Source organism: Acinetobacter sp. TGL-Y2 (assembly GCF_001612555.1).
In the GTDB taxonomy this organism is placed as follows: Bacteria; Pseudomonadota; Gammaproteobacteria; order Pseudomonadales; family Moraxellaceae; genus Acinetobacter.
The window spans coordinates 1,008,956-1,033,507 of sequence record NZ_CP015110.1 but is presented as its reverse complement, the minus strand read 5'-3'; the positions used below and the strand labels follow the sequence as shown (position 1 = coordinate 1,033,507).

The following is a 24,552-nucleotide window of genomic DNA, read 5'->3' as shown; positions in this document are numbered from 1 at the left end:
TTTTTTTTAAATTAAATGCAATCCAATACAGCACCCTGTTGGGTTATTTTCTTTGCAGAATATGTAGCCACAAAATTATAAATTCCCATAAAATAGAGCTCTTTCATAAATCTTTTTCGAACAATAATAAATTCACAATCGAATCTCCCTCTCCTTATAGGACAGGGCTAGGGAGAGGTTTTTTATAGCAAATCATAAAACTGTATCAACTCATAAACATGCACAAAGACTAGAAATCAAAAACGCTGCTACTATTAATTTACTGATTACACTGAATTCCATATTGATATATAGATTTGGATCAATGTGAAACTGAATCTTTTACTCCAAATATGTAAAATAAATCCGCCCAAGCTGTGCAATAAATACACTCAAAAGTTACTAAACTGGAAAACTGATCTATTCACTTAAAACAATTCAAATATTGGATCAGTCATAAATAACTTGAATACGCTCAGTCTATTCATCTTTCAATGCACATTCATAATGACTTGGTTGATCTGAGCAGCGCACCCTCTTTAGAATCCGCATCATTTCAACATCATAAAAACCTTCTTTGGTCATTTGAATGCGGGCTTCACGCATAATTTTTAAATAACCTGGTTTTTCAGCGTCTCGAAGCTCCATCCAATATTTTGCAGGAATATCACGTTCCACTTTGTCGACAAAGTCAAATGCAGGCTTCAGCTGTTTGGAGATCATTTCACGCGCAATTGAGCCCAGACCTGCTGGAAATTTATGGCGATGCATAATCAAGGTGCCTGTAACCTGTACCAACGGAAACCGAATCACTGCACCCACCACTTTTCCAGAGGAATCTTGCATACCTTTGTTTAATTCTAAAGGTTCAAATAAAATGGCAGGAGCTGCCATAATGTCGACTTCTCTATTGTTGAACTTGCCACCGACTGAGCTTAAGTCAACTGTTACAGGTTGTGCTCCAATATTTTGGACTAATTTTTTTTGCGTGGCATCGAAGCTCATTACAGCAACTTTCTTGCCAGCGGCTTTGGGTAAGGTATCAATCCGGCGATCATTCACCATGATATATGCCGCACCCAAGGGTACAATACCCACCACTTCATAGTCTCGATTGACCATTTTGCGGTCAAACTCAGGTCGCGCCAAAAACTGAATGACTTGGGTCAACTGCTTATAATTTTGCACTGCTCCAATCGCGTCTATACTCCCTACAAACGGATTGAACTGCTTCGCTCTCAAATTACTAATGCCTGCACCATCACATTTTTTACTTCTAAAATCCTCTGTCAATACACGTTCATCTGTGTACACTTTAAGATGTAAGGCAGTACTGGCTTTTTGCTTGAGCTTCGGATAATCCAAATCAATCTGCATCTGTAATTTTGACGGTCGGCTGACATTCATATTCACGCCAAAACTTTTAGCCACTTGTGAAATTCTAGGCAACTCACTGATATAACTTGTGGCTTGTTCAAAAGCTTCACCACTTGCCCCGCTGGGAGAATAAATACAAAGCACCACTTTGGGGGGAATCTGTTGCCAAGTCTTGGGGTTATTCAACAGCGTTTTAATCTTTGCCGTTGAATGTGCTGAAAGACTCAAATCAAGCTTTGCTGCCGGTGCAGCGTGGGACGTAGCAATGCTCAAATTCAATCCCGTGCTCAATATTAAAATGGTCAAAATCGGCTTAGTGCCAAAGCATGTATCGAATGAGTCTTTTGTCTTTTCGATATATTTATCTTGTTTCATGATCATTTTTCTACGCTGCGCCATGTCCATATGTATCGTCCTTTTTTCGGGTTCTTTTATTGTCATTATAGAGTCAACCATAAGTGATGGCACCTTGAGTGCCATTGACTCGCGCTCTTATGAACGTAGCACTAAATGCGAAATTAGACTTTCTATTTTATAAATCCTTTCTAATACACTGATACATTTATATTTAAATCCAAAAACCATTCATCGAATAACATACTGACAAGAAACAAGCAGCTTAATGCTGCTTGTTTCTTGGACCATACTGAGAACAATGTTTGCTGATCTTATTTAGATAGCTACGCAAACCTAATTCTAATCCTCAGTCATAAACGGGCTTAGGATTTACTTAAACGTAATGCGTTAAGCACCACAGAGAGTGAGCTGAGGGACATCGCGATTGCCGCAATCATTGGGGTAAGCAGCAGCCCCGTTAATGGGTAGAAAATACCTGCGGCAACAGGCACACCTAAGCCATTATATAAAAATGAAAAGCCTAGATTTTGTTTCATGTTTTGCACACCTAGTCTTGCCATAGAGATAGCATCGGCAACACCGCGTACATCACCTTTGACCAGAGTCACTTGCGCGGTTTGCTTAGCGATATCCGTACCATTCCCCATTGCAATTCCAATATTGGCTTGTGCCAAGGCGGGTGCATCGTTAATACCGTCTCCAGCCATCACTACCACTTTACCCATGGCTTGATATTTTTTCACAATGTTTAATTTTTCTTGCGGTGTGCAATTGGCATAGACTTGTTTGATTCCTATTTCATCTGCCACGAGTTGCGCATTATCAGCATGGTCGCCTGTTGCCATGACCACCTCTATGCCTTGTGCAATAAGCCTGTCCACCACTTGATGCGCATTGTATTTAATTGCATCATGAATCGAAATATAAGCCAGTAACTCCTGTTCATTACTTAAAAAACTAATTACATTACCCGTTTTCCGCTCTGCATCAAGTTGTTGCATCAGCGCTACATCAATCGAAATACCCAGTTGTTCCATCAGCTTTTGACTGCCAATATATAACCATTGCTCACCCGATTGTGCTTTTACCCCAAAACCCGACACATCCTCAAAATTTTGCATCGGTTCATATTGATCCGAACTCACCAATTTCGCCAATTTTTTTGCAATAGGATGGCTTGAATACTGTTCAATCGATGCAATCCAAGTTTCTGCTTGTTGCTGACTCAACTGATTTGACAATACTTTAATTTCTTTAACACTCGGTTGACCTTCAGTTAAAGTCCCTGTTTTATCAACAATCAAAGTATCGACTTTACTCAGTGCTTCAATCGCTTCTGCATCTTTAAACAAGATGCCTTTTTGCGCAGCGCGTCCTGTGGTTGCCATGACCGACATTGGCGTCGCAAGACCCAACGCACAAGGACATGCAATAATCAACACTGCCACGGCGCACATGAGCGCCAAATCAACATTCGCATTGCCAATCGTCATCCAAGCAATAAAAGTCAAGAGACTAATTGCCAAGACCATGACCACAAAGTATTTTGCGACTACATCTGCCATGCGCTGCAAGGGGGCTTTGGAACGCTGCGCATCGGCAACGGTTTGAATCATTTTTGCCAAAGTTGTGTTTTGCGCGGTTGCTGTGGTTTGAATGCGAATACTACCTTGCTGATTGACCGTGCCCCCAATGACTGAATCATCGACTTGCTTTTTAACAGGCAATGGCTCTCCCGTCATCATAGCTTCATCAATATAAGTGTTGCCTTCCACCACGACACCATCTAAGGGAATTTGTTCACCTGATGAAATCTGCAAAATATCTCCTTGCTGGATATCACTAATCTCAACCTCAGCAATTTGACCCTGCTCTATACGTTTTGCTGTCGTCGGTTGTAGTCGAAGTAACGCCTTTAAAGAGTCAGCGGTTTTTGCGCGCGCTTTAAGCTCCATCATTTGACCGAGCAGACTTAACGACACAATCATACATGCCGCTTCATAATACACCGCAGCACCATGCCCTGTTTTGGCTTGCATGGGAATGAGCGATGGAAACAAGGTAGCAAATACACTGTAAATAAAGGCCGCCAATATACCGACGCCAATCAAACTCCACATATTTAAATTGCGCGTTCGATAGGAGCTAAAACAGCGCTCAATCAAGGGTTTTCCTGCCCATAACACCACAGGAAGGGTCAACACTAACTCAATCCACGGCTGAATATGCTGCGGAATAAAGGCATGAATATGTGAACCCATGGCCAAGACAAAGACCAACAAAGTCAGGGGTAAGGTCATCCAAAAACGATGACTAAAATCGATAAGTTCTGGATTTGGTGCGTCATCTAGGCTCGGTTGCATCGGCTCTAAAGCCATACCGCAAATCGGACAAGTACCCGGTCCTTTTTGCACAATCTCAGGATCCATGGGACAGGTATAGTCCAAATCTGCCGCACCTTCAGGCACTGGGCGCTGATCTGCTGGAATTAAGTAAAACTCAGCATCCGCTTCAAATTTGGTTAAACAAGAGGGATTGCAGAAATAATAGCTTTTGTCTTTATACTCTGTTTTTAAAGGTGTTGAGGTTTCAACCGACATTCCACACACTGGATCAATCTCTGTATGCTCACTTTTGCTTGGTGCTGAACTTCCACAACATGATTTCGCTGATTGAACGCTCACTGGTGGCGCACAGCAGCTCGATTTTTTTGTGGGTTGCGTATGTTCAGATTCTTCTAATTTGAGATACTGCTCTGGTGCCGCAGTGAATTTAGTTAGACAGCCCTGACAGCAAAAATAATAAGTTTGATCTGCATACAAGGTATGCGGCTTGCTCGCGTCTGTCACGGTCATGCCACACACAGGATCAATATAGGATTGAGCTAATTTTTTTTCTGGGTTCGAACAGCATGAAGACTGTTTTAGATCTGACATGAGCGCACCGTGATGAATTGAATGTTTATGCTAGAATAAAGTCTGTACCAAGGTACAGAGTCAAGCATTAATTTTGAGTAAACAGACCATGCTAACCATTGGAAAATTGGCAAAAGTGACCCATTCAAGTGTGGAAACCATTCGTTATTATCAGCGGATTGGACTGATGCGTATCCCTGCGCCACAAGGTCATTATCGTTATTACAATGAGCACGATATTGAAACGCTCAACTTTATCCATAAAGGCAAAGAAGCCGGTTTACAACTCAGTGAAATTCAAGAGTTACTCAGTTTAGAATTGAATGATCGTGAGCAAGTCCGCCAAGTGATTGAACAGCGCTTAGAGAAAATTGATCTTCGCATTCAGGAGCTGGAGCAATTAAAGCGACGTCTTTCAAGCTGGATTGACAGCTGTAAAACCACCACTGAAAGCGATTGTCCTATTTTGCAAGATTTAAAAAACTAAACGGCTTAGACTTTGTCTGAAAGCATGCGGTTATGAATGGGCAATCGCATGCGTATTTACAGACATTTTATGAATATTCAATACCAATTTAAGGCTTCACTTTTTGGAAAATTTTGACATGAATATGGACCTTAAAGCACTCAGAAAATCACTTCGACAACAGCGTAGAGCGGTGTCTAAATTTCAACAGCGAAAGTCAGAACATGACGTTTTAAAGCAGTTAAGCCAAGAGCCTCGTTTCAAAACTGCACAAAAGGTCGGTGTATATCTGCATGCATTTGGTGAGATTCAAACTCGACTGATTATTCAAAAATGCTTTGCATCGGGTAAACAGGTCTTTTTACCCATGATTTGCAATATGAACCAGCATCTCGTCTGGGTACAGATCAGTCAACGCCAGTATCATAATGCTCGATTTTCACATCATCCTTTAGGGATGCAGGAACCAATGGCAAGTCGTGGTCTACATGTGTCCACACTCGATGTTTTGCTTATGCCCTTATTGGCATGTGATCAACGTGGAACGCGTATAGGCATGGGCGGTGGCTTTTACGATCGAACACTAGCTTCTGCTCCACACACACCTTATCGGATTGGCTTAGCGCATAATTTCCAATATTTATCTAATGAACTGATTCGACAGCCTTGGGACCAACCCATTCACTTACTGATCACACCCAGCGCGCGTTATCGGTTTTAAGCACAAAAATCCATAAAGGCTTCATCATTCATGCATTTTTGTGGTTTTCGGGTGCTTTTGTTGAATTTTATCGTGTAAAGCCCTTGTTTTTTTTAAAATACACATCACTATTAAAAAATATGGCAACACCGTTGTCACTCATTAGGAGTGCTCATGACTGATATTATTATGAATGAAGAAAATGTTGATCTTCAGATCCCAAGCGTATTACCGCTTTTAGCATTACGTGATGTGGTGGTTTATCCGCACATGCAAATTGCGCTATTTGTTGGTCGCGAAAAATCGATCAAAGCAGTTGATGTAGCTCGTAACAGTGACAATTTAGTATTTGTGGTAGCACAACAAGATTCGCTCACAGAAGAAATCGATCACGACAACTTATATCAATACGGTACTGTTGCGAAGATTGTGCAAGTGGTGAACCACGAAAATGATGAAAACTGTATCAAGGTGCTAATTGAAGGTATTCACCGTTCAAAATTGGTCAATATCATCGATAACGATGACTATTTATCTGCTGAACATGCCTTAAGCCCAATGACGATCGAAATTGACGAAAATACGCAATCGACTCGTTTAGAAGAACTTCGTGCGTTGTTTGCTCAATATGCTGAAGCGAAATTGCGTAATGCACGTGAACTGATCACGGCTGCCAATAAAATTGAAGATTTATTACAGCTCTTGTTCTTCGTTGCAACGCGCGTGCCTTTGAATATTGATGTAAAACAAAAATTCTTAGAACACGATGAGTTTGAAGCACACTTAGCAGAACTCATGACCTATCTTTTGCAACAGTCTGAAGAACAACAGATTGAGCAAGGTTTGCATGACAATGTAAAACGCCAAATGGAAAAGAATCAACGCGAATACTTCTTGAATGAAAAGATGAAAGTGATTCAGCGTGAACTTTCTGATATGAACGGCGGTGCTGAAGATGACGTAGCAGAAATTGAACGTCGCTTAGGCGAAGCTGATTTACCTGAACATGTGCGTAAAAAGGCTGAATCTGAGTTTCGTAAGTTAAAAGCAATGCAACCTGCTTCAAGTGAAGCGGCGGTCGTGCGTAACTATATCGAAGCGATTTTAGACACGCCGTGGAATAAAGCCAGCAAAGTCAGCATTAATTTGAACAAAGCGCAAGATATTCTTGATACCGATCACTACGGTTTAGATGATGTCAAAGATCGCATTATTGAATATCTCGCTGTTCAATCGCGCGTTAAAAAACTTAAAGGTCCAATTCTTTGCTTGGTCGGCCCTCCAGGTGTCGGTAAAACTTCTCTAGGTGAGTCTGTTGCCAAAGCCACAGGTCGTGAGTTCGTTCGCATGGCACTGGGCGGGGTACGTGATGAGGCCGAGATTCGTGGTCACCGCCGTACTTATATTGGTGCAATGCCGGGTAAAATTGTGCAATCGTTGACGAAAGTCGGTGTGAAGAACCCACTGTTCTTACTCGATGAAATTGACAAAATGGCACAAGACTACCGCGGCGACCCAGCTTCAGCACTTCTTGAAGTCCTAGATCCTTCGCAAAATAGTAAGTTTAACGACCACTATTTAGATCTCGATTTAGACCTTTCTGAAGTGATGTTTATCTGTACTGCAAACAGTATGAATATTCCAGAAGCATTGCTTGATCGTATGGAAGTGATTCGTCTACCGGGTTATACCGAAGATGAAAAAGTCAATATTGCAGATCGCTACCTTGTGCCCAAGGCCATCAAGAACAATGGTTTACGTGCCAATGAATTAACCGTTCATGAAGAAGCGATTCGTGACATCGTACAGCGTTATACACGTGAAGCAGGTGTCCGTAGTCTTGAACGTGAAGTGTCTAAAATTGCGCGTAAAGTGGTCAAAGAAGCGGTCAGTAAGAAAGCGAAAAACCTTCAAGTGACTGTAGATTCAAGCAATCTTCCAGAATACTTAGGTCCACACAAATTTGACTTCGGTATTGCAGAAGAAGAAGCAGAAGTGGGTCGTGTGAATGGTTTGGCTTGGACCTCGGTGGGCGGTGAACTGCTCACCATTGAAGTTGCAGCGATGAAAGGTAAAGGTAAGTTTGTGACTACGGGTTCACTCGGTGATGTCATGAAAGAGTCCATTACCGCTGCAATGACGGTTGTACGTACCCGTGCTGAAGAACTCGGGATTGAGTCCTCTCGTTTCGAAGAAACTGATGTACACGTGCATTTACCCGAAGGTGCAACACCTAAAGATGGTCCATCTGCGGGTCTTGCTTTAACTACGGCATTGGTGTCTGCATTTACAGGGATCTCGATCCGTCCTGATATTGCCATGACGGGTGAAACCAGTCTAGGCGGACGTGCAATGCGTATTGGTGGCTTAAAAGAGAAGCTTTTGGCTGCGCATCGTGGTGGCATTAAGCTGGTATTCATTCCACAGGACAATGTCCGTGATTTGGCTGAAATTCCAGAAAATGTCAAAGAAGGTTTAGAAATCAAAGCGGTGAAATCGATTGATGAGATTTTACCGTTGGCTTTAACCTCTATGCCAAAGCCACTGCCTAAATCGCCGATGGTAAAACCAGTCGAAGAAGGTAAAGCCGCGCGTCATTAATAACGTATAAATAAAAAAGAGAGCTTCGGCTCTCTTTTTTTGTATCATAAAGTACATTCAAACTTCATGTCATCTGTTGGACGTAGAATTAAGTCGAAGGCATATAAAGCACCGTATGGTCGAAATATAAAGGAATGTCAAAATGAAAAATCCTATCGGTTGGTTCGAAATCTATGTGGATAATTTATCCAGAGCCAAAATATTTTACGAAACAGTTTTTCAAGTCGAACTGACTGAATTCAGCAACCCTAATATAAATGAAACGATCCAGATGAAACACTTCCCTTTCGAGATGCAAGCGTATGGTGCAACGGGGGCATTGGTTAAAATGGACGGTGTTTCCGCAGGTGCGGGTGGTACGATTATTTATTTTTCAAGTGACGATTGTGCAATTGAAGCTGCACGTATTGAAAATGCAGGGGGTACAATCCAACAAGCCAAGACATCTATTGGTGAACATGGTTTTATTGTTTTGGCTAGAGATACAGAAAGTAATATTTTTGGCATACACTCTATGCAGTGACGGCTCAGAAACCATAAAGTTGTGTTCATAGCCTAGTCCTATTTTCCAACAGTCTATTGAGTAATAGGGATTGCATCAGTATTGCTTAAGCTATTTTCATCGGTTTTTGAACCAGAACAAAGAAGCTTATTTTTCGTTAACAAATAATGTGGAATTGACTTGAAAGACACTCAACTATCCTCCTATTATTTGTGAGAGAGAAATGAAATGATCAATTTAAAGTTACTTAGCACTAATCTATATCTCCAGACGGATTGATGCTAAAACGCAGTCCTATTAATACCTTTTATAGGATTGCGTTTTTTTATATTCATCATTTCAGTTGGGCTCAGAATGCTAATCCAAACTTAAAATTGTTAACACCACGCCATCTACTACATCTTTCATTTTATTCAGATTCAGATTCAGTGTGTCTACAGTGTCTTTCTTGGTGTGATAGTTTTGATTTCGAAAAAATGCAGTATCGATAATCATGACCGCAGGAATATCATGCGTCCAATAATTCAAATGATCTGAAAAATCCACGCCGGTGACAAAAGACGGCGCAATTAAGTTTTGACACTCTAGATGCTTGATTGATTACATCAATTGGCAATAGGTACCACCCAATTATCGTGATTTTAAATTACTCACCGCCCCAATAAAATTGCCATGTGCTGGATAAAACCATATTAAACCTACGGGATATTCCTGAATATGATTTGGACTAAAATAGCCAATCATCTCTAAAACAAACACCCCAGATATTTTATCTTTTTGACTTAAAACTGATTTGGCATGCACTGCACTGCCCATCTGTTGCATTTTAAAATACGGTGGCTCCTCCAAAATTTGTGCAGTTTCAAGCACGCCTTCAAGGCCTGAAGCATTGTCATCTGCGCCATCCGTGTCTGTATGTAGATCATAATGTGCGCCTATGATTGCAACATTCGATGCACCTACATTGAGCTTACACACCACATTACGATCATTTTGTGCTTTAACGGTGTAGTTTTGATAGTTACATGGAATGCCAAATTTTTGCATTTGATTCTTCAACCACGCAGAGACTCGATTTAGTTCATCAATATTTTGATGATGACGATATTGCATGGGCCGAATAATTTGACTCTAATACACCGCTAAACTATTACGATCTGCTTGTTGCTAGGCGGTTAACTGACTTTGTATATAACTTTGTGCACAACTGGATCCCACTAAAAATAAAAAACACCCTAAAGCAATGATGACTATTTTTTATACATTCGATATTGACCAATAATCCATACTGTTTAATTTAAAGACGAATAATTATGAATTGATGTCTAGCCCAGATTCTTAACATCAAAGCAGTCACGAAGCTAGCAAATCAACGCTATAATACTGTTAAGTAACCAGATGATACGATCATGAAAATTCGAATTTTGACCATTGGACAAAAAATGCCAGCATGGGTGCTGACAGGGTTTGAAGACTATTTCAAACGTATTCAGCCTTTTGTTCAAACTCAAATCATTGAGTTAGCTATGGCTAAACGCGGAAAAAATGATTCTGAAGCTGATATTTTAAAGTATCGCCAAATTGAAGGCGACAGCATATTAAATGCTATGAAAAACAATGAAGTTCTCATTGCACTTGAAGTCGGTGGCAAAGAATTCAGCACTGAAAAACTCGCTGAGACGATGAAAAGCTGGATGCTTGAGGGCAATGATGTGGTGTTAGCCATTGGTGGCCCAGATGGACACTCTGACGCAGTCCGCAAAGCGGCGGCTTGGCATTGGTCGCTGTCTAAACTGACCTTGCCGCATCCCATGGTCCGTGTGATGCTCATTGAACAGTTATACCGCGCCATGAGTATTAACCATAATCACCCCTATCACCGTGCAGGTTAAACCTCATCTGTTTATCGACACAAGATTGGGCGGAGTTCATTCACTTTTTACTGACTTTTATTTAAGCAGTCGCACTTTAAGTGCATCAAATTTTCATCGTGCTACTTATAGAACAATATGTTGACGGATAGCCTCTTTATCTTTGGGTCAAATTTTAACATCATAGACGTGTTCACTCTTTTAGGCATTCTTCCATGAACTTACATACACTCCCCGGTCTATTTATTTCACATGGCTCTCCCATGCTTGCGGTCAACCCTGAACAAGTGGGTCCTGCCTTACATCGTTTGGGCATGAACTTACCGAAGCCTCAAGCGATCATAGTCATGTCTGCGCATTGGGAAAGTGATGCATTGGAAGTGAGTACTGGCGTGCGTCCCATGACATGGCACGACTTTCGGGGCTTTCCTGATGAGCTGTATGAGATACGTTACCCTGCACCAGGTCATCCTGAGCTAGCGGAAGAGATCTTAAATCTGTTTGCACTTGCGGAGATCAGTGCACATGCCAACAGTGCCCGTCCACGTGATCATGGCGTGTGGATGCCACTACTACATATGTATCCTGAAGCTGATATTCCAGTGATTGAAATTTCACTCCCGATGCGCATGTCTGCAGAGGAAATTTATCGCATTGGTCAGGTGCTTTCAGTTCTGCGCGAGCGTCAAATTTTACTGATCGGTTCAGGTAGTATTACCCACAATTTACGTGAGTTGTCTTGGCAAGGCGAGTCATCTCATGTACCTGAATGGGCATCGACTTTTCGAAACCATGTGGTTCATAAATTAAACCACAATGATTATTCAGCTGTTCTAGACTGGCAGTCGATTCCACATGTAGCGCGTAACCATCCAACTATTGAGCATTTTGCACCGCTGTTTTTCTCTATGGGCACGGGGAATCGTTTCAATATTGTGCATAGTAGTTTTACAATGGGTGCATTAGGAATGGATATTTATCGTTTTGACTAAATGATTAGATTAATCATCATTCATTAGAATTGATAACAATTTGTTAATTATTGTTTAACTTTTAGTTATATGGATACATATTGAAACCGAATTAATAAATTGTATCCATATCTTCTAGTATTTCATGCTTTATTCTATATACGTTTTTTTAAATATGAATAGAATATGAAATTCAAATATTTAGCTTTAGCTGTACTTCCTTTAGCCTTAGCGGCTTGCCAATCTGGCGATATTCAAAAATTGGGTGATACAGCCGTGAAAGTATTACAACAACAAGGTAATGCAGAGCAAACATTAAATGCTTATCAATGGTCTTATCAACCAGCGGATAGTAAACAACCGATCGTACTTAATTTTGCAGACCAACTTTTAAGTGTTGCGACTGGATGTAATCGATTAATGACAAGTGCAAAAGTTGAAAGTGGGTTATTGGTTACAGGAAATATCGCTTCAACCAATATGATGTGTTCTCCTGAATTAATGAAACAGGAAAGTTTTGCTGCAGCATTGTTCCAATCAAATAAAACTGCATTTGTACTTGATACAGTAAACCCTGAAAGCCCAACGCTTACACTGGTAAATGCCACAGGTGGGAAAGTTGTATTTGCAGGTAAAATGACACCTGAAACTAAATATCAAACCACTGGTGAAACCATTTTCTTAGAAGTTTCTCCAGAAACCAAAAGCTGTATCGGTGTCGCACCTCAGACTTGCTTACAAGTGCGTGAAATTAAATATGCTGAAAATGGCGTGAAGTCTCAAGTCGATAAAGACTGGACTTTATTTTATGACCATATAGATGGTTTTCAGCATACCCCAAATGAGCGTCAAGTCATTCGTGTAAAACGCTATGAGATTAAAAACCCTGCTGCGGATCAGTCTAAATATGCCTATGTGCATGACATGACTATTGAGCGTGAGTCGGTAAAGGGCGCACTTTAAATTTTAAGCTTTCATAAACATAAAGCCTAAAAAAGCCGATACATATGCATCGGCTTTTGATCTTTAAGGTTAACTCAAAGATTAGTAAACACCCTGCGCTAACATCGCATCGGCAACTTTGACAAAGCCTGCAATGTTTGCACCATCTACGTAGTTGACTGTACCATCTTCTTTAGTACCGAACTTCACGCAGTTACGGTGAATTTCTTTCATAATGGCATGTAAACGCTCATCCACTTCTTCAAAAGTCCAACCCAAACGCAATGCGTTTTGTGACATTTCAAGACCAGAAGTTGCGACACCACCCGCATTTGATGCTTTGCCCGGTGCATACAGAATTTTCGCCTCAACGAACTTCTCTACCGCATCCAAAGTTGAAGGCATATTTGCACCTTCAGCCACACAAATCACGCCATTGGTAAGTAAAGTCGCTGCGTCATCGCCATTCAATTCATTTTGTGTTGCGCATGGAAGTGCGATATCACATTGAATACCCCAAGGCGTTTTCCCTTCCAGATATTCAAAACCATGCTTAGACGCAAACTCTGAAATACGACCACGTTTCACGTTTTTCAGCTCCATCACTTCAGCAAGTAATTCGTCTGTAAAACCATTTTTCACGTAGACCGTACCTGCAGAGTCAGAAAGTGAAACCACTTTCGCACCCAAGTACATGGCTTTTTCAGCAGCAAATTGTGCCACATTGCCTGAACCAGAGATGGTCACGACTTTGTCCTGGAAGCTATCGCCACGCGTTTTCAGCATTTCTTTAGCAAAATAGACGGTGCCATAACCGGTCGCTTCAGGACGGGCCAATGAACCGCCAAATGACAAACCTTTACCTGTGAATACACAAGCAGTGTCATTGCTGAGTTTTTTCATCATACCAGCCATATAGCCGACTTCACGACCACCCACACCAATATCGCCCGCAGGAATATCTGTATTGGCACCCAAATGGCGATACAGCTCAATCATCAGAGCTTGGCAAAACCGCATGATTTCGCCATCAGATTTACCTTTAGGGTCAAAATCTGAGCCGCCTTTACCACCACCCATAGGAAGTGTTGTTAAGGCATTTTTAAAAGTTTGTTCAAAACCTAGGAATTTTAAAATTGAAAGGTTGACGGAAGGATGGAAACGCATCCCCCCTTTGAATGGTCCGATAGCAGAGTTGTATTGCACACGGAAGGCACGGTTAACATGCGTTTGACCTTTGTCATCAACCCAAGACACACGAAATTGAATCGCGCGTTCTGGCTCCACTAAACGTTCAAGTAATCCATGTTCAGCATACTCTGGATTCTTTTCAATAAAAGGCCACAAGCTCATCATCACTTCTTCTACAGCTTGTAGAAATTCAGGTTGATTGGCATCACGGTTTTTTACGTAGTTTAGGAAATCGTTAAGGCTGTTATATTTCAACGCTTAATCCTCAGCAGAAAGGTGGATCAAAATTGGTCAAAATTTCAAAATATTGATAAGTTTTGGCGCAAAGTATTAAATATCTTTTGTAGTTAATCTACAATACTTTTCAGTGTTTTTTTAATTTAATTATCTAATCAATGATTTAAATATAGTATTCATAAATTTTGATCATACTTATTAGTTCTTTTATTTATTATTAGGCGCCTGTATTTTGCGCTTTTAATGTGCGTTTTATGATCATCTTTAGCGCACACAAAAGCCAGTGCTTTCATGTTAAAATTGACTTCCTCTGAAATCTTCTCAGTACTTCCATCTCTTTAAAGTTTCCTATTCACATGAACGCGCAAATTTCTTTGATTCAGCAAATCGATGCTTTTCTACCACAAACCCAGTGTGGCTTATGTGGTCATCGGGATGGTTGCCTACCTTATGCAAAATCAATTGCTGAGGGTGAAGATGCCAATAAATGTGTCCCTGGTGGTCAACCTGTGGCGGATGCTATTGCTCGACTTCTTAATCGCACTGTATTGACTGCTGAGGCGAGTGTTTGGCCCATTCAAGCAGATCGCCCACAACGCATGAAAGCTGTTATACGCGAAGATGAATGTATTGGATGCACAAAATGTATCAGTGCTTGCCCAGTCGATGCAATTATTGGCTCAGGTAAGTTGATGCATTCGATTTTGACCGATTTGTGTACCGGTTGTGAATTATGTATTGCCCCTTGCCCAGTGGACTGCATTGACTTAGTCGAAGATTTAAAAACATTACCGAGTGATGAGCTGCGTCTGAACGAACAAAATGATTTACGCTCTCGTTACTATGCCCATATTCAACGAGAAGAAAAAACGCGTAGCTCACGTAAAGGCCCTTTGGTTCGCGCTGAAATTGATACTGAGTTTTTCGCACAATTTTCTGCTCAGTTCAATACACTGCCAACGGTGACACTGATTGAAAAAACAGTAGATAACACGACCATTCCAAGCCTCGATGCAAAATCAACGATTGAACTCGCGAAATTGCGCAGTCAAATTAAAAAATTAGAAAAACAGCTTTCTGTCCGTGAAGACACACCGAAACGTTTACTTTTAGAGACGCTCAATCAACAGTTAAATCAGCTACAAGGCACTTCCGTATGACTGTCAAGAACATGACCAAAAAGCAGATTCAAACCTTTTTTGAACGTCTTCGTGAGCAGCGCCCAAAACCCGAAACTGAGCTGAATTATTCGAACCCATTTGAATTATTGGTCGCAGTCACTTTGTCTGCGCAAGCCACCGACGTCAGTGTCAACAAAGCCACCGATAAGCTTTTTCCAGTGGCCAATACTCCTGAAGCAATTTATGCGCTGGGTGTAGATGGATTGAAGGCGTATATAAAAACCATTGGTTTATATAACTCAAAAGCAGAAAACGTAATTAAAGCCTGTCAAATTTTAATCGAAAAACACAACAGCATCGTGCCGAATAATCGTGCGGATTTAGAAGCTTTACCTGGCGTGGGACGCAAAACAGCAAACGTGGTGCTCAATACTGCATTCGGACAACCGACCATGGCGGTCGATACGCACATCTTCCGCGTAGGCAACCGTACAGGCTTAGCAGTAGGTAAAAACGTCCTAGAGGTGGAACACCGCTTAGTGAAAGTCATTCCCAAAGAATTTATCGTAGATTCGCACCACTGGCTGATTTTACATGGACGTTACTGCTGTATTGCACGTAAGCCTAAATGCCACGAATGTATCGTCTCGGATGTGTGCAATTGGCCTGATCGTTTTGAGTTTGGTGCAGCCCGACCTGTAAAAATCAAAAAGATAGCTGCGGAATAAGCTTTAAGCCCAAATCACGTTTATTTTTTTGAGTTAGCTCTAGCCTTATTTCGATCAAGCTTCTTTTTCGCTTTTTCAGCATCCATCTTTTTTTGCGAATCTCGTAACAGTTTAAAGCTAAAATACAGCAAAAAAATCAGCAAGGCTAAGCAAGCTATGAGTACAAATATCACGGCAATTTTCTGCAAAAGATACCCCTAAAATCAAAGACAAAAAAAGAGCCCTAATATGACTGAGGGCTCCTTTAATGTCAAAAACTCACAGCATGAATTATTTAACTTGATCTAAAATTGCAAATAAATCTTTTTGAACGTCTTCGATTGGACGAAGACCATTCAATTTATTGTAAGTCGGTGCATTTTCCCCTGAAGCCGCACGACCTTGATAGAACCCAACCAACTGCTCAGTTTCTGTATGGTAAGAGCTTAAACGCTTACGAATCGTTTCTTCTTGGTCATCTGGTCGTTGAACCAAGTCTTCACCTGTTTCGTCATCTTTACCTTCCACTTTAGGGGGATTGTAAACAAGATGATAAATACGACCAGACGCAGCATGTTGACGACGACCAGAAAGACGTTGCACGATTTCTTCATCTGCAACCTCAATTTCAATCACATGATCAATACTAATGCCTTCACTTTCTAGAGCTTCAGCTTGAGGAATCGTGCGCGGGAAGCCATCGAAAATACAACCATTGATACAATCAGGCTGCGCAATACGTTCTTTGACCAAACCAATGATCAACTCATCAGATACAAGACCACCATTGTCCATCACGCTTTTGGCTTTAAGACCTAATTCAGTTCCTTCACGAATTGCAGCACGGAGCATATCACCGGTTGAAATTTGTGGGACATTGTAGCGCTTGCAGATCAACTGAGCTTGTGTACCTTTACCTGCTCCAGGTGGTCCGAGTAAAATAATGCGCATAAATAAACATCCTCATTTTTAACAATGTGTACGACACTTAGATCATATCAAACCCAAAATTGATATGAGCGCTAGCATCTAATTATAAGAAAGCCACAAACAAATGTATTAATCCAGCGAAGAATCCGGTTACCCCACCAAGGACAATCAAAATCCATTCGTCTTCCTGAAATGCAGGACGTAATAGGTTCTGAAACTCTTTCGGCGTCAATTCGCGAATACGATCCCTAAACATTTGAAAGATTTTCTGTGCACGGCTCGCATTGAAAGCAGGGTCGCATACAGGCACCATCGTAATTTCAATTGAGCGATCGATCAAGTCCGTCTTGAGTTTTGCATACTCTTTTGGCCCCAATGACAGCTGTAAAGACGTTCGAACCAATGGCGTTTCCATGATTTCATTAATATGACGTTTAACAATTCGGCGAGTTTTGTCTTTTTTACTCCCGAACATCATTTCAGTCATGATTGATTTTAATGTAATTAAATCGGATGTGACCACCTCAGCAAATACATCTGAAACCTCTTCTTGACGTTTCATAAATGCACCTTGGATATTATAGGTGCCTATTCGCGGAATAACAGGTTTGAGCCACGGAAATGTACGATTTTTCGTGCGTTCAAAAAATTGCGGGAATTTCACATAATTCGGTTCAACCGGATTAAAGACCATCCAGATCGCAATCCAGTTGGTCAAGAAACCCCAAATCGCTGCCCAAAAAGGCACAGTCCAATGCCATGGCACGACAAACCAAACAATCATTTGGAAAATACCAAAGATCATCCCAATTAACGCACTGATATGCCAAATAAAGTTTATTTCTTTCTGACCGACTTTAAGGAACATGTTCACCATGAGCTGGCGATCACCTTCCATTTGACTCACCACCATTTCACGCATGTTGACCAGCGATTCGACATTCATAGTCAGCTCAGTCACCAAATTCGTTAAGACTTTCGGTAATTGTTTGTGCGCTTGTGCGTAAATTCTTCTTTTTATGGAATAAGGTAGGTTTTCCCAAAGTACCGCATTACGGTCCATCATGACTTCATCAATCAAGTGTTCAAGCTCAAAACCTACTTGTTCACCAATAATGCGTGCCATATCCTGAGGGTCCATGGCATCTAAAAACTCGCGAAGCGAGCCAAGTTTTGACAAAGTATTGTCGGTAATAATACCTGAAATACGTCCAGCTTTACGTGGCACAATCCCCTGCCAACCCACAGGCAAAGGACCCAAATGGAATCCCCAAAATTTGATTGGATAAAACACCATTTTCAGTGCCATCCACACGTGTGCCCAAGTTACAAAAGCAGTCACCGGAATAATACTTAAAATAGCGTAAAAATCGGGTCGATTTAAAAAGGCTTGCCACAAATCACTAACATATTCAAACATTCATGACTCTCGTAATAATTTCTATTTGCGGAAGAGTATTTGCATCAGATCACAAAATTTTCTAAAAACCCACACTTAAGCTGTAGGCGAATTGTAGTTCAGGTTTGGTTTCATAAATGACCTGGTTGCCCACTGTCACTTCTTCACCCGCTACTATACCTACACTAAAGCTACTCACTCTTTCTTTATTCAATAAAACATAAGATAAATCCACACCGCCGCCCAATTGAGACTCATCTTGCCCATTAAAGGTTTTAGACCTCAAATGACCTGCAAATGCGCCCAAATAAAATCCATTAGCGTCTTTACCATTGAGTGCAACCGGATAGCGAAAACCCAGTTGACCGCCAAGCTCATGCCCATCATTGATAAAAGCGCCAAGTTTTGCATAGGCGATGCCGTATGAGTTGACCCATTCAGCGTTCACATGTGCCAACTTTTGTGTCAGTCCCGCGCCTAGATTTAAGCGCGATGCATCAGTGGCTTTGAGTTTGGCTGTAGGTAAATAATCAGCGCGTTCAGCATGTGCCATATTCCCTATTGTCATGAGCAACACCAAGGGAAGTATTATTCTCATTATTTTCTCCATTGTCTCACCTTGAGATCAACTTTTTTTAATTGTCCTTAATTCTCTGACTTTAACAGAATAATTTTCGATCTTATATACAAATGATGCTTAAATTAATGTCTATACGGTCAAGATTGTTGAGCTTCATTTTATGGAACTATTTATTATTTTTTCAATTTTTTGTTGGATTCTCAGGTAAAATAATCGCTCCAAAAGCGCTCTATTTACCGTGAATTAAGTCGACAACGTATGAAACACCAGTTTCCCCTTAAAAATGTTCAACAAGAAAAACGTATTTTTCGTAGTCGAGTTTTTTTCGCAATCGGTTTTGTGACCTTTTTTTTACTGCTTTTACTGTCGCGCTATGCATATTTGCAGATTGTGCATTATGAACAATTTAAAGATGCTGCGGACAAAAACCGTATTCGTTTACAGCCGATCTCCCCTACCAGGGGTTATATTTATGATCGTAATGGGATTTTGTTGGCAGACAATTATCCAGTCTTTACTGCCACCTTAAGTAAGGCGGATGTTAAAGACATTGAAGATACCGTTGAACGCTTAAAACCGATTATTGACTTATCAGAAGAAGATACTGAGCGCTTTCTCAGTCGCATTAAAACAGCTAAAAAAACTGAACGTGTGACGTTGAAACTCAATTTAACCGAAACCGATATCGCAAAATTCAGTGAAGTGAAGTTTAAGTTTCCTGGCGTTTCGATTGAAACCCAAATGACTCGCTATTATCCACATGGTGAACTGTTTGCACATGTGATTGGTTATGTGGGCCGGATCAACGACAAAGAATTAAAATCCATTGATAAGGATGCCTACGCGGGCACCAATCTCATTGGTAAAATCGGTGTTGAAAAATTTTACGAAGACTTACTGCACGGTGCGCCAGGCTTCGAGTCTATTGAAACAGATGCCTATGGCAATGTACTTCGAAATTTAGGTCGTAAAGATTCTATACGTGGCAATGATCTTTATCTATCCCTCGACTATGGTTTACAACAAGTCGCCGCAGAACAGCTCATTGGACGTCGTGGGGCAATTGTGGTGATGGATCCCAATACCGGTGAAATTTTAGCACTAGTTTCTAGCCCGAGTTTCAACCCGAATTTATTTGTAACTGGTATTAGCACCACGGACTATAGTGCGCTTCGTGACAATTTAGATCAGCCGCTGTATAACCGTGCTGTGCAAGGCTCTTACCCACCTGGTTCTACCATTAAGCCCATGTTTGGTTTAGGTGGTTTACATTATGGTGTGGTGGATTGGAATACCTCTATTTCTGATCCCGGTTATTTTACTCTGCCTGGAGACAGCCACCGCTTTCGTGACCATAAAAAATCAGGTCATGGCTCTGTCAATATGCATAAAGCGCAAGTGGTCTCTTGCGACACCTATTTCTATATTCTTTCCTTCCAAATGGGTATAGATAGAATGAATACCTGGATGCGCCAATTTGGTTTTGGTGAAAAAACAGGTGTCGATTTACCGAGTGAGAGTACGGGTCTATATCCAAGCCCTGAGTGGAAACTGCGGACACGTAAAACCAAATGGTCTAGAGGTGAAACGATTTCGGTGAGTATTGGTCAAGGTGCATTTACCTCAACCCCACTACAACTTGCTATGGCAACTGCAATTACCTCAAATCAGGGTGCACATGTCACACCTCACGTTCTACGTGAAACCAAAGGCGCAAAACCGCATAAAGTGCACAATGCGCCGAATGGTCAAATTCAGTTCAATGGCAAACCTGAAGATTGGGTCAAAATGCGTGAAGCCATGGTGGATGTAATTCAGTCTGGAACAGGCCGAGCTATTCGTAGCGGTTTACAATACCAAATTGCAGGTAAAACAGGGACAGCTCAGGTGAAAAGTATCGCTCAGGGTAAACGTTATAATGAATCTATTCTGACGGACCGCCAACTTGATCATGGTTTGTTTGTTGGTTTTGCACCTGCTGAGAAACCTGAAATTGCGCTAGCGATTATTGTGGAAAATGGTCGCGGTGGCAGCGCCACACCTATCGCACGCCCCATTATGGATTACTGGCTACTTCAGCGTAAAAAAAATCCGATCAAACCATCGAGCCATCAGGTCAGTGGCGGACTGATGACCGCAGGGATTAAACCCGGCGATTTACCCAGCGGTGCAACTGAACTTTCTGCAAATCCGGCGGCATTACCGACTGATGCACAAAGTCCTGTACAAAACAGGTTACAAAATAATTCACAAACTACTGCACCCGCCCATTCGAGCAATAACCCTACTGCTCAAAACAATGTTAATGCTGCGCCTGCAACTCCCCATGTTGTGCGCCCAGCTGTCACCACTCAGCCTCCTGTGAGTCAATAAATGAAGAATCAACTGCGTATTATTGGTGGTGAATGGAAACGTCGTGTTCTTCCATTTGCTGATGTCGATGGTCTTAGACCGACCCCAGATCGCGTACGCGAAACTTTGTTTAACTGGTTGATGTGGGAGGTACAAAATGCAAAGGTTTTAGACCTATGCACAGGTTCTGGTGCTTTAAGCTTTGAGGCTTTATCTCGTGGTGCAGCGCATGTCACTATGATTGAACCGAGTCATGTTCAGTCAAAAATTTTGAAAGAAAATATTGCACTTTTAAAAATTCAAAATTGCACGTTGATACAATCTACCGCACAACTTGCCATTCGACAGTTTCAAGAAAACAGTATGGATTTGGTTTTTCTAGATCCACCTTATGCGCTTAATCTTTGGCAAGAATTGTCGGCTTTGGTCGACCCCCTCATCAAAAATGATGGTTTTATTTATCTCGAAGCCGATTGTGCGCTGTTTAAACTTGAATTACCTTCAAGCTGGAAACTTGTGAAAGAGACCAAAGCCGGTGCTGTTAGAGCAGGTTTGTATAAAAAGAATGTAGGGAATTAAAAATAATGGAAAGTTCTAATTTTGATCAGAAATATACCTCACTCTCTTAATTAATTCATCCTGCATATTTAGTTTTAGATTAGTTGCTTTCACCTAAACCATCTGATCATATTTAAGCCAATGACTCCATAATTTGAATCATTGGTTTATTTTGATGGCTTAATTGATATGCACATAAGGATGCATAGAATCCCCCTTCAAAAAAGGGTAGTGCATGAATACGACGTGATAAAAATAATAAGTTATTGATATTAAAATATATAAATGAATTGTTACACGTTGGTTTTTAGCACTACCATCTCATAGCACTGTCTGAAAAAATTCCTTGTTCTTTCGATGATATGGAATTAAATCGATTATTGGTGTTTTAACTTGCTTTTAATTAATACTTAATATAACCACGCCTCACATATAGTTTCGCCTGTTCATCTTAAACTACTGTTTAACCATTTTAATATCAGTAATATACCCGCTAGATAAAGCAGACCAAACGTTTCACTCAATTGATTTATCACGATATGTGATCTCAGTTAATAATTTATGATGCTAAATAACCCGAATCTCGGATAAGGATTTTTCTTTAAAATCATAAGATAAATGTAATTTCATGATTAATTTTTAGCGTTATCAGATCAATGTTTAGACTTTTTTATGCCCAAAATGGTGGATAAGTCTAAAGATGAATAATCTCATTTTCTTAAGCAGGATTCGGGTTAAATAGGCTATTTTTTACAGACAGGTAACATGGCTGGAGTCAATCCATAAAATCTGGATATACTTACCTTTCATTAAATCTATATGCAATGCATTTATTGACCATTGATGAGATGAATCAATCGTGGGTAACAGGTAAGTCCTTTAAATAAGTAACTTTATACCCTGTTTTCAGTATGTATAAAATAATTTGAAATTAGTGTTTACTTTATTTAAGAAATTTCCAGTAAGTTACTTCAAATTTTAAGCATAAAATGAAAAATTAATGAGAATAATTCAGTAAAAGTAAAATAAGGACTAGAGTTATAAGTTTATTTTGATAAATCAACTCATGGCTCTAACCTTCTATCTTTCAAGCCAACTGATTGTCTTCAATTCGACCTCATTAGAGATAATGAATAGTTTTTAATCACTTTTTTCAATTTTTGAATTTAAAGACGCATTAAATGCCTTTTCCATTAACTATTGATCAACTTTCGCCAAACTTCAGCGACATTTTCTTCTTTAAACCGTTCAATTGAGTTGTAGGCATTGTCGCACATTTGCTTTAATTGCTCAGGCTGGGAAAGGATTTGACTCAACTCACTTGCCATGGCCTTATAGTCTGCATGATCCACCAAAATGCCATTTTCATGAGGCTGAATCATCGTGGAAGGACCATACGGAATATTATAAGAAGCCGCAGGAACGCCATAACTTAAACTTTCCAAAATAGCCAAAGAAAAACCTTCGCACTTACTGGTCAATAATGAAAATACTGCGTCAGTATATGCCTCAGCAATACTTTCGTTATATCCCATCAAATGAACATTATCTCCAATATTCAGTTCTTTGATTTTTTCTATGATTTTATTTTTTTCCGAGCCATCTCCATATATATATAGCTCTGTTTTTGGATGATTTTTTAACAACTCTCCCATCATTTTCACCATATCGACGATTTGTTTTTCCGGGGCAAGACGACATAAAGCAACCAATTTATTAGAGTTGCGCTGCTCAAATGGTGTTTTTCTAGGTAATTCATCAATACTATGTGGAATAGTCACAATATTATTTTTATGGACAAATCTTTTTAGAATATCCTGCTTCTGATGCTCAGTCAGCGTCACAATATGATCGACTTTATACTTCTCTTCTAAAATCGCTTTAAAATTTGAGTTTAAACGCCCTGACATAATATTATCTTCCATTTCAACCAAATGGCTACTATGGAAAATTGAAATGGTTTTATGCCCATTGATCCGATGATGATTTTTTAACGCAATACTCCATACCGGATTTCGATCAATCACAAAGCAAGCCGGTTCATTAAAATCTATAAATTTTCGTAACCAATAATCAACCAACTGTTCTTCGCTTTGCAGCACCTCCTCAACCATACCCAATGGTGAGAAAATCACGATTTTGGTCAATTTGTTATTTTCTTTGAAATAACGTCTGAGTACGATATGTCCATCGAGATGGATTAAGTCTTCACTTTCTATCTTGCCAGTTTCACTGATTTCTTGAATAGAAATGAGCTGTCCATTTCGATCAAATTTCTCTCTCTTTACAATCTTGTTATTATATAAATTATTAATAAATGAAAGTTTCGTCTTTTCTTTATCTGTCCAAACTACATATTTATAATAGGAGGAATTAACCTTAGAAGACCATTTTTGGTGTGCTGGATTTATATCAATATCGATCACGTTATAGATGGATGTATCAAGTTGATATTGATTTTTTAAAATCCGCTTGTCTATATACGAACCACGTAAATATTCATACACATTATAAACCTCACATGATTTTGGCATCCAGCCAATATCCTTAAGACGTTGCACATTTTCATGTACAGCTTCATTAAATCGTGTGGTTAAAAATGTTGCAGAAATACCAAAATAATTTTTGAAGAGTCTTGCTCTTTTAAGTGCTGAGCGCTCAACACCAGTAAGTTGCTTACCAAAATCTAGATTACAGAAATAAAAGTGTTTATATTCCATTATCCTTATCCAACCATTAATTTTCGCAATATTCTGCATTCAAATGAAAAAATGTTTAAAAAAACATTCTAGAATG

The 24,552-nt window shown here is 40.2% G+C and carries 18 protein-coding genes and 1 pseudogene; 11 read left to right on the top strand and 8 right to left on the bottom strand.

Annotated features, from left to right (window positions below; translation table 11 throughout):
* Positions 1 to 459: 459 nt before the first annotated feature.
* Complete coding sequence (locus tag AMD27_RS04785; RefSeq protein ID WP_067662779.1) at positions 460 to 1,737, bottom strand: putative solute-binding protein; 1,278 nt, start codon at positions 1,735 to 1,737, stop codon at positions 460 to 462.
* Between the two features lie 338 nt (positions 1,738 to 2,075).
* Positions 2,076 to 4,649: a heavy metal translocating P-type ATPase gene (locus tag AMD27_RS04780; protein ID WP_067657079.1), complete on the bottom strand. Its 2,574-nt coding sequence runs from the start codon at positions 4,647 to 4,649 to the stop codon at positions 2,076 to 2,078.
* Between the two features lie 88 nt (positions 4,650 to 4,737).
* Here AMD27_RS04780 and AMD27_RS04775 point away from each other — a divergent pair, with 88 nt between their 5' ends.
* From AMD27_RS04775 to AMD27_RS04760, 4 genes are all read left to right on the top strand, one after another.
* Positions 4,738 to 5,115, top strand: coding sequence for a MerR family transcriptional regulator (locus tag AMD27_RS04775; protein ID WP_067657076.1), 378 nt, complete (start codon positions 4,738 to 4,740; stop codon positions 5,113 to 5,115).
* A gap of 118 nt (positions 5,116 to 5,233) precedes the next feature.
* Positions 5,234 to 5,815: a 5-formyltetrahydrofolate cyclo-ligase gene (locus AMD27_RS04770; RefSeq protein WP_067657073.1), complete on the top strand. Its 582-nt coding sequence runs from the start codon at positions 5,234 to 5,236 to the stop codon at positions 5,813 to 5,815.
* A gap of 153 nt (positions 5,816 to 5,968) precedes the next feature.
* Positions 5,969 to 8,395 (top strand): endopeptidase La, encoded by a 2,427-nt coding sequence (gene lon / locus AMD27_RS04765; RefSeq protein ID WP_067657070.1) that lies wholly within the window; start codon positions 5,969 to 5,971, stop codon positions 8,393 to 8,395.
* Between the two features lie 142 nt (positions 8,396 to 8,537).
* Positions 8,538 to 8,918, top strand: a complete 381-nt coding sequence (locus tag AMD27_RS04760; RefSeq protein ID WP_067657068.1) for a VOC family protein — start codon at positions 8,538 to 8,540, stop codon at positions 8,916 to 8,918.
* A gap of 336 nt (positions 8,919 to 9,254) precedes the next feature.
* Here AMD27_RS04760 and AMD27_RS19365 read toward each other — a convergent pair.
* Positions 9,255 to 10,037: pseudogene (locus AMD27_RS19365) on the bottom strand (M28 family peptidase).
* A 269-nt stretch (positions 10,038 to 10,306) separates the two neighbouring features.
* On the opposite strand from AMD27_RS19365, the gene rlmH reads away from it, so the two are divergent.
* The 3 genes from rlmH (at position 10,307) to AMD27_RS04740 (ending at position 12,702) form a co-directional block, all read left to right on the top strand.
* Entirely contained in the window at positions 10,307 to 10,789 is a 483-nt protein-coding gene (rlmH, locus tag AMD27_RS04750; protein WP_067657065.1) for a 23S rRNA (pseudouridine(1915)-N(3))-methyltransferase RlmH, read from the top strand.
* 194 nt (positions 10,790 to 10,983) lie between these two features.
* Positions 10,984 to 11,760 (top strand): DODA-type extradiol aromatic ring-opening family dioxygenase, encoded by a 777-nt coding sequence (locus AMD27_RS04745; protein WP_067657062.1) that lies wholly within the window; start codon positions 10,984 to 10,986, stop codon positions 11,758 to 11,760.
* A gap of 165 nt (positions 11,761 to 11,925) precedes the next feature.
* Entirely contained in the window at positions 11,926 to 12,702 is a 777-nt protein-coding gene (locus AMD27_RS04740; protein WP_067657059.1) for an META and DUF4377 domain-containing protein, read from the top strand.
* 81 nt (positions 12,703 to 12,783) lie between these two features.
* Here the strand turns inward: AMD27_RS04740 and gdhA are convergent, their stop codons facing one another.
* A complete protein-coding gene (gene gdhA, locus AMD27_RS04735) occupies positions 12,784 to 14,127 on the bottom strand; it encodes an NADP-specific glutamate dehydrogenase (RefSeq protein WP_067657056.1) in 1,344 nt (447 codons plus the stop codon).
* Positions 14,128 to 14,465: 338 nt separating this feature from the next.
* Here gdhA and AMD27_RS04730 point away from each other — a divergent pair, with 338 nt between their 5' ends.
* Positions 14,466 to 15,269 (top strand): RnfABCDGE type electron transport complex subunit B, encoded by an 804-nt coding sequence (locus tag AMD27_RS04730; protein ID WP_067657053.1) that lies wholly within the window; start codon positions 14,466 to 14,468, stop codon positions 15,267 to 15,269.
* Positions 15,266 to 15,958: an endonuclease III gene (gene nth, locus AMD27_RS04725; protein WP_067657050.1), complete on the top strand. Its 693-nt coding sequence runs from the start codon at positions 15,266 to 15,268 to the stop codon at positions 15,956 to 15,958. Before AMD27_RS04730 ends, nth begins: the two co-directional genes overlap by 4 nt.
* A 270-nt stretch (positions 15,959 to 16,228) precedes the next feature.
* Here nth and adk read toward each other — a convergent pair whose 3' ends face one another.
* From adk to AMD27_RS04710, 3 genes are all read right to left on the bottom strand, one after another.
* Positions 16,229 to 16,888 (bottom strand): adenylate kinase, encoded by a 660-nt coding sequence (gene adk, locus AMD27_RS04720; protein WP_067657047.1) that lies wholly within the window; start codon positions 16,886 to 16,888, stop codon positions 16,229 to 16,231.
* A gap of 82 nt (positions 16,889 to 16,970) precedes the next feature.
* On the bottom strand, positions 16,971 to 18,287 hold the full coding sequence (locus AMD27_RS04715) for a hypothetical protein (protein WP_067657044.1): 1,317 nt from the start codon (positions 18,285 to 18,287) through the stop codon (positions 16,971 to 16,973).
* 61 nt (positions 18,288 to 18,348) lie between these two features.
* On the bottom strand, positions 18,349 to 18,864 hold the full coding sequence (locus AMD27_RS04710) for a hypothetical protein (RefSeq protein WP_067657041.1): 516 nt from the start codon (positions 18,862 to 18,864) through the stop codon (positions 18,349 to 18,351).
* A gap of 240 nt (positions 18,865 to 19,104) precedes the next feature.
* Here AMD27_RS04710 and mrdA point away from each other — a divergent pair, with 240 nt between their 5' ends.
* Together mrdA and rsmD are read left to right on the top strand one after the other, a co-directional pair.
* On the top strand, positions 19,105 to 21,219 hold the full coding sequence (gene mrdA / locus AMD27_RS04705; protein ID WP_067657038.1) for a penicillin-binding protein 2: 2,115 nt from the start codon (positions 19,105 to 19,107) through the stop codon (positions 21,217 to 21,219).
* Entirely contained in the window at positions 21,220 to 21,777 is a 558-nt protein-coding gene (gene rsmD, locus AMD27_RS04700; protein WP_067657035.1) for a 16S rRNA (guanine(966)-N(2))-methyltransferase RsmD, read from the top strand.
* Between the two features lie 1,172 nt (positions 21,778 to 22,949).
* On the opposite strand, the gene AMD27_RS04695 is transcribed toward rsmD, so the two are convergent.
* Positions 22,950 to 24,476, bottom strand: a complete 1,527-nt coding sequence (locus AMD27_RS04695) for a glycosyltransferase (protein ID WP_228140706.1) — start codon at positions 24,474 to 24,476, stop codon at positions 22,950 to 22,952.
* Between the last annotated feature and the right edge of the window lie 76 nt (positions 24,477 to 24,552).

Coding starts and splice junctions, on each gene's coding strand:
- AMD27_RS04785 (WP_067662779.1), bottom strand. CDS start 1,737: ATGATCATGAAACAAGATAAATATATCGAAAAGACAAAAGACTCATTC.
- AMD27_RS04780 (WP_067657079.1), bottom strand. CDS start 4,649: ATGTCAGATCTAAAACAGTCTTCATGCTGTTCGAACCCAGAAAAAAAA.
- AMD27_RS04775 (WP_067657076.1), top strand. CDS start 4,738: ATGCTAACCATTGGAAAATTGGCAAAAGTGACCCATTCAAGTGTGGAA.
- AMD27_RS04770 (WP_067657073.1), top strand. CDS start 5,234: ATGAATATGGACCTTAAAGCACTCAGAAAATCACTTCGACAACAGCGT.
- lon (WP_067657070.1), top strand. CDS start 5,969: ATGACTGATATTATTATGAATGAAGAAAATGTTGATCTTCAGATCCCA.
- AMD27_RS04760 (WP_067657068.1), top strand. CDS start 8,538: ATGAAAAATCCTATCGGTTGGTTCGAAATCTATGTGGATAATTTATCC.
- rlmH (WP_067657065.1), top strand. CDS start 10,307: ATGAAAATTCGAATTTTGACCATTGGACAAAAAATGCCAGCATGGGTG.
- AMD27_RS04745 (WP_067657062.1), top strand. CDS start 10,984: ATGAACTTACATACACTCCCCGGTCTATTTATTTCACATGGCTCTCCC.
- AMD27_RS04740 (WP_067657059.1), top strand. CDS start 11,926: ATGAAATTCAAATATTTAGCTTTAGCTGTACTTCCTTTAGCCTTAGCG.
- AMD27_RS04730 (WP_067657053.1), top strand. CDS start 14,466: ATGAACGCGCAAATTTCTTTGATTCAGCAAATCGATGCTTTTCTACCA.
- nth (WP_067657050.1), top strand. CDS start 15,266: ATGACTGTCAAGAACATGACCAAAAAGCAGATTCAAACCTTTTTTGAA.
- adk (WP_067657047.1), bottom strand. CDS start 16,888: ATGCGCATTATTTTACTCGGACCACCTGGAGCAGGTAAAGGTACACAA.
- AMD27_RS04715 (WP_067657044.1), bottom strand. CDS start 18,287: ATGTTTGAATATGTTAGTGATTTGTGGCAAGCCTTTTTAAATCGACCC.
- AMD27_RS04710 (WP_067657041.1), bottom strand. CDS start 18,864: ATGAGAATAATACTTCCCTTGGTGTTGCTCATGACAATAGGGAATATG.
- mrdA (WP_067657038.1), top strand. CDS start 19,105: ATGAAACACCAGTTTCCCCTTAAAAATGTTCAACAAGAAAAACGTATT.
- rsmD (WP_067657035.1), top strand. CDS start 21,220: ATGAAGAATCAACTGCGTATTATTGGTGGTGAATGGAAACGTCGTGTT.
- AMD27_RS04695 (WP_228140706.1), bottom strand. CDS start 24,476: ATGGAATATAAACACTTTTATTTCTGTAATCTAGATTTTGGTAAGCAA.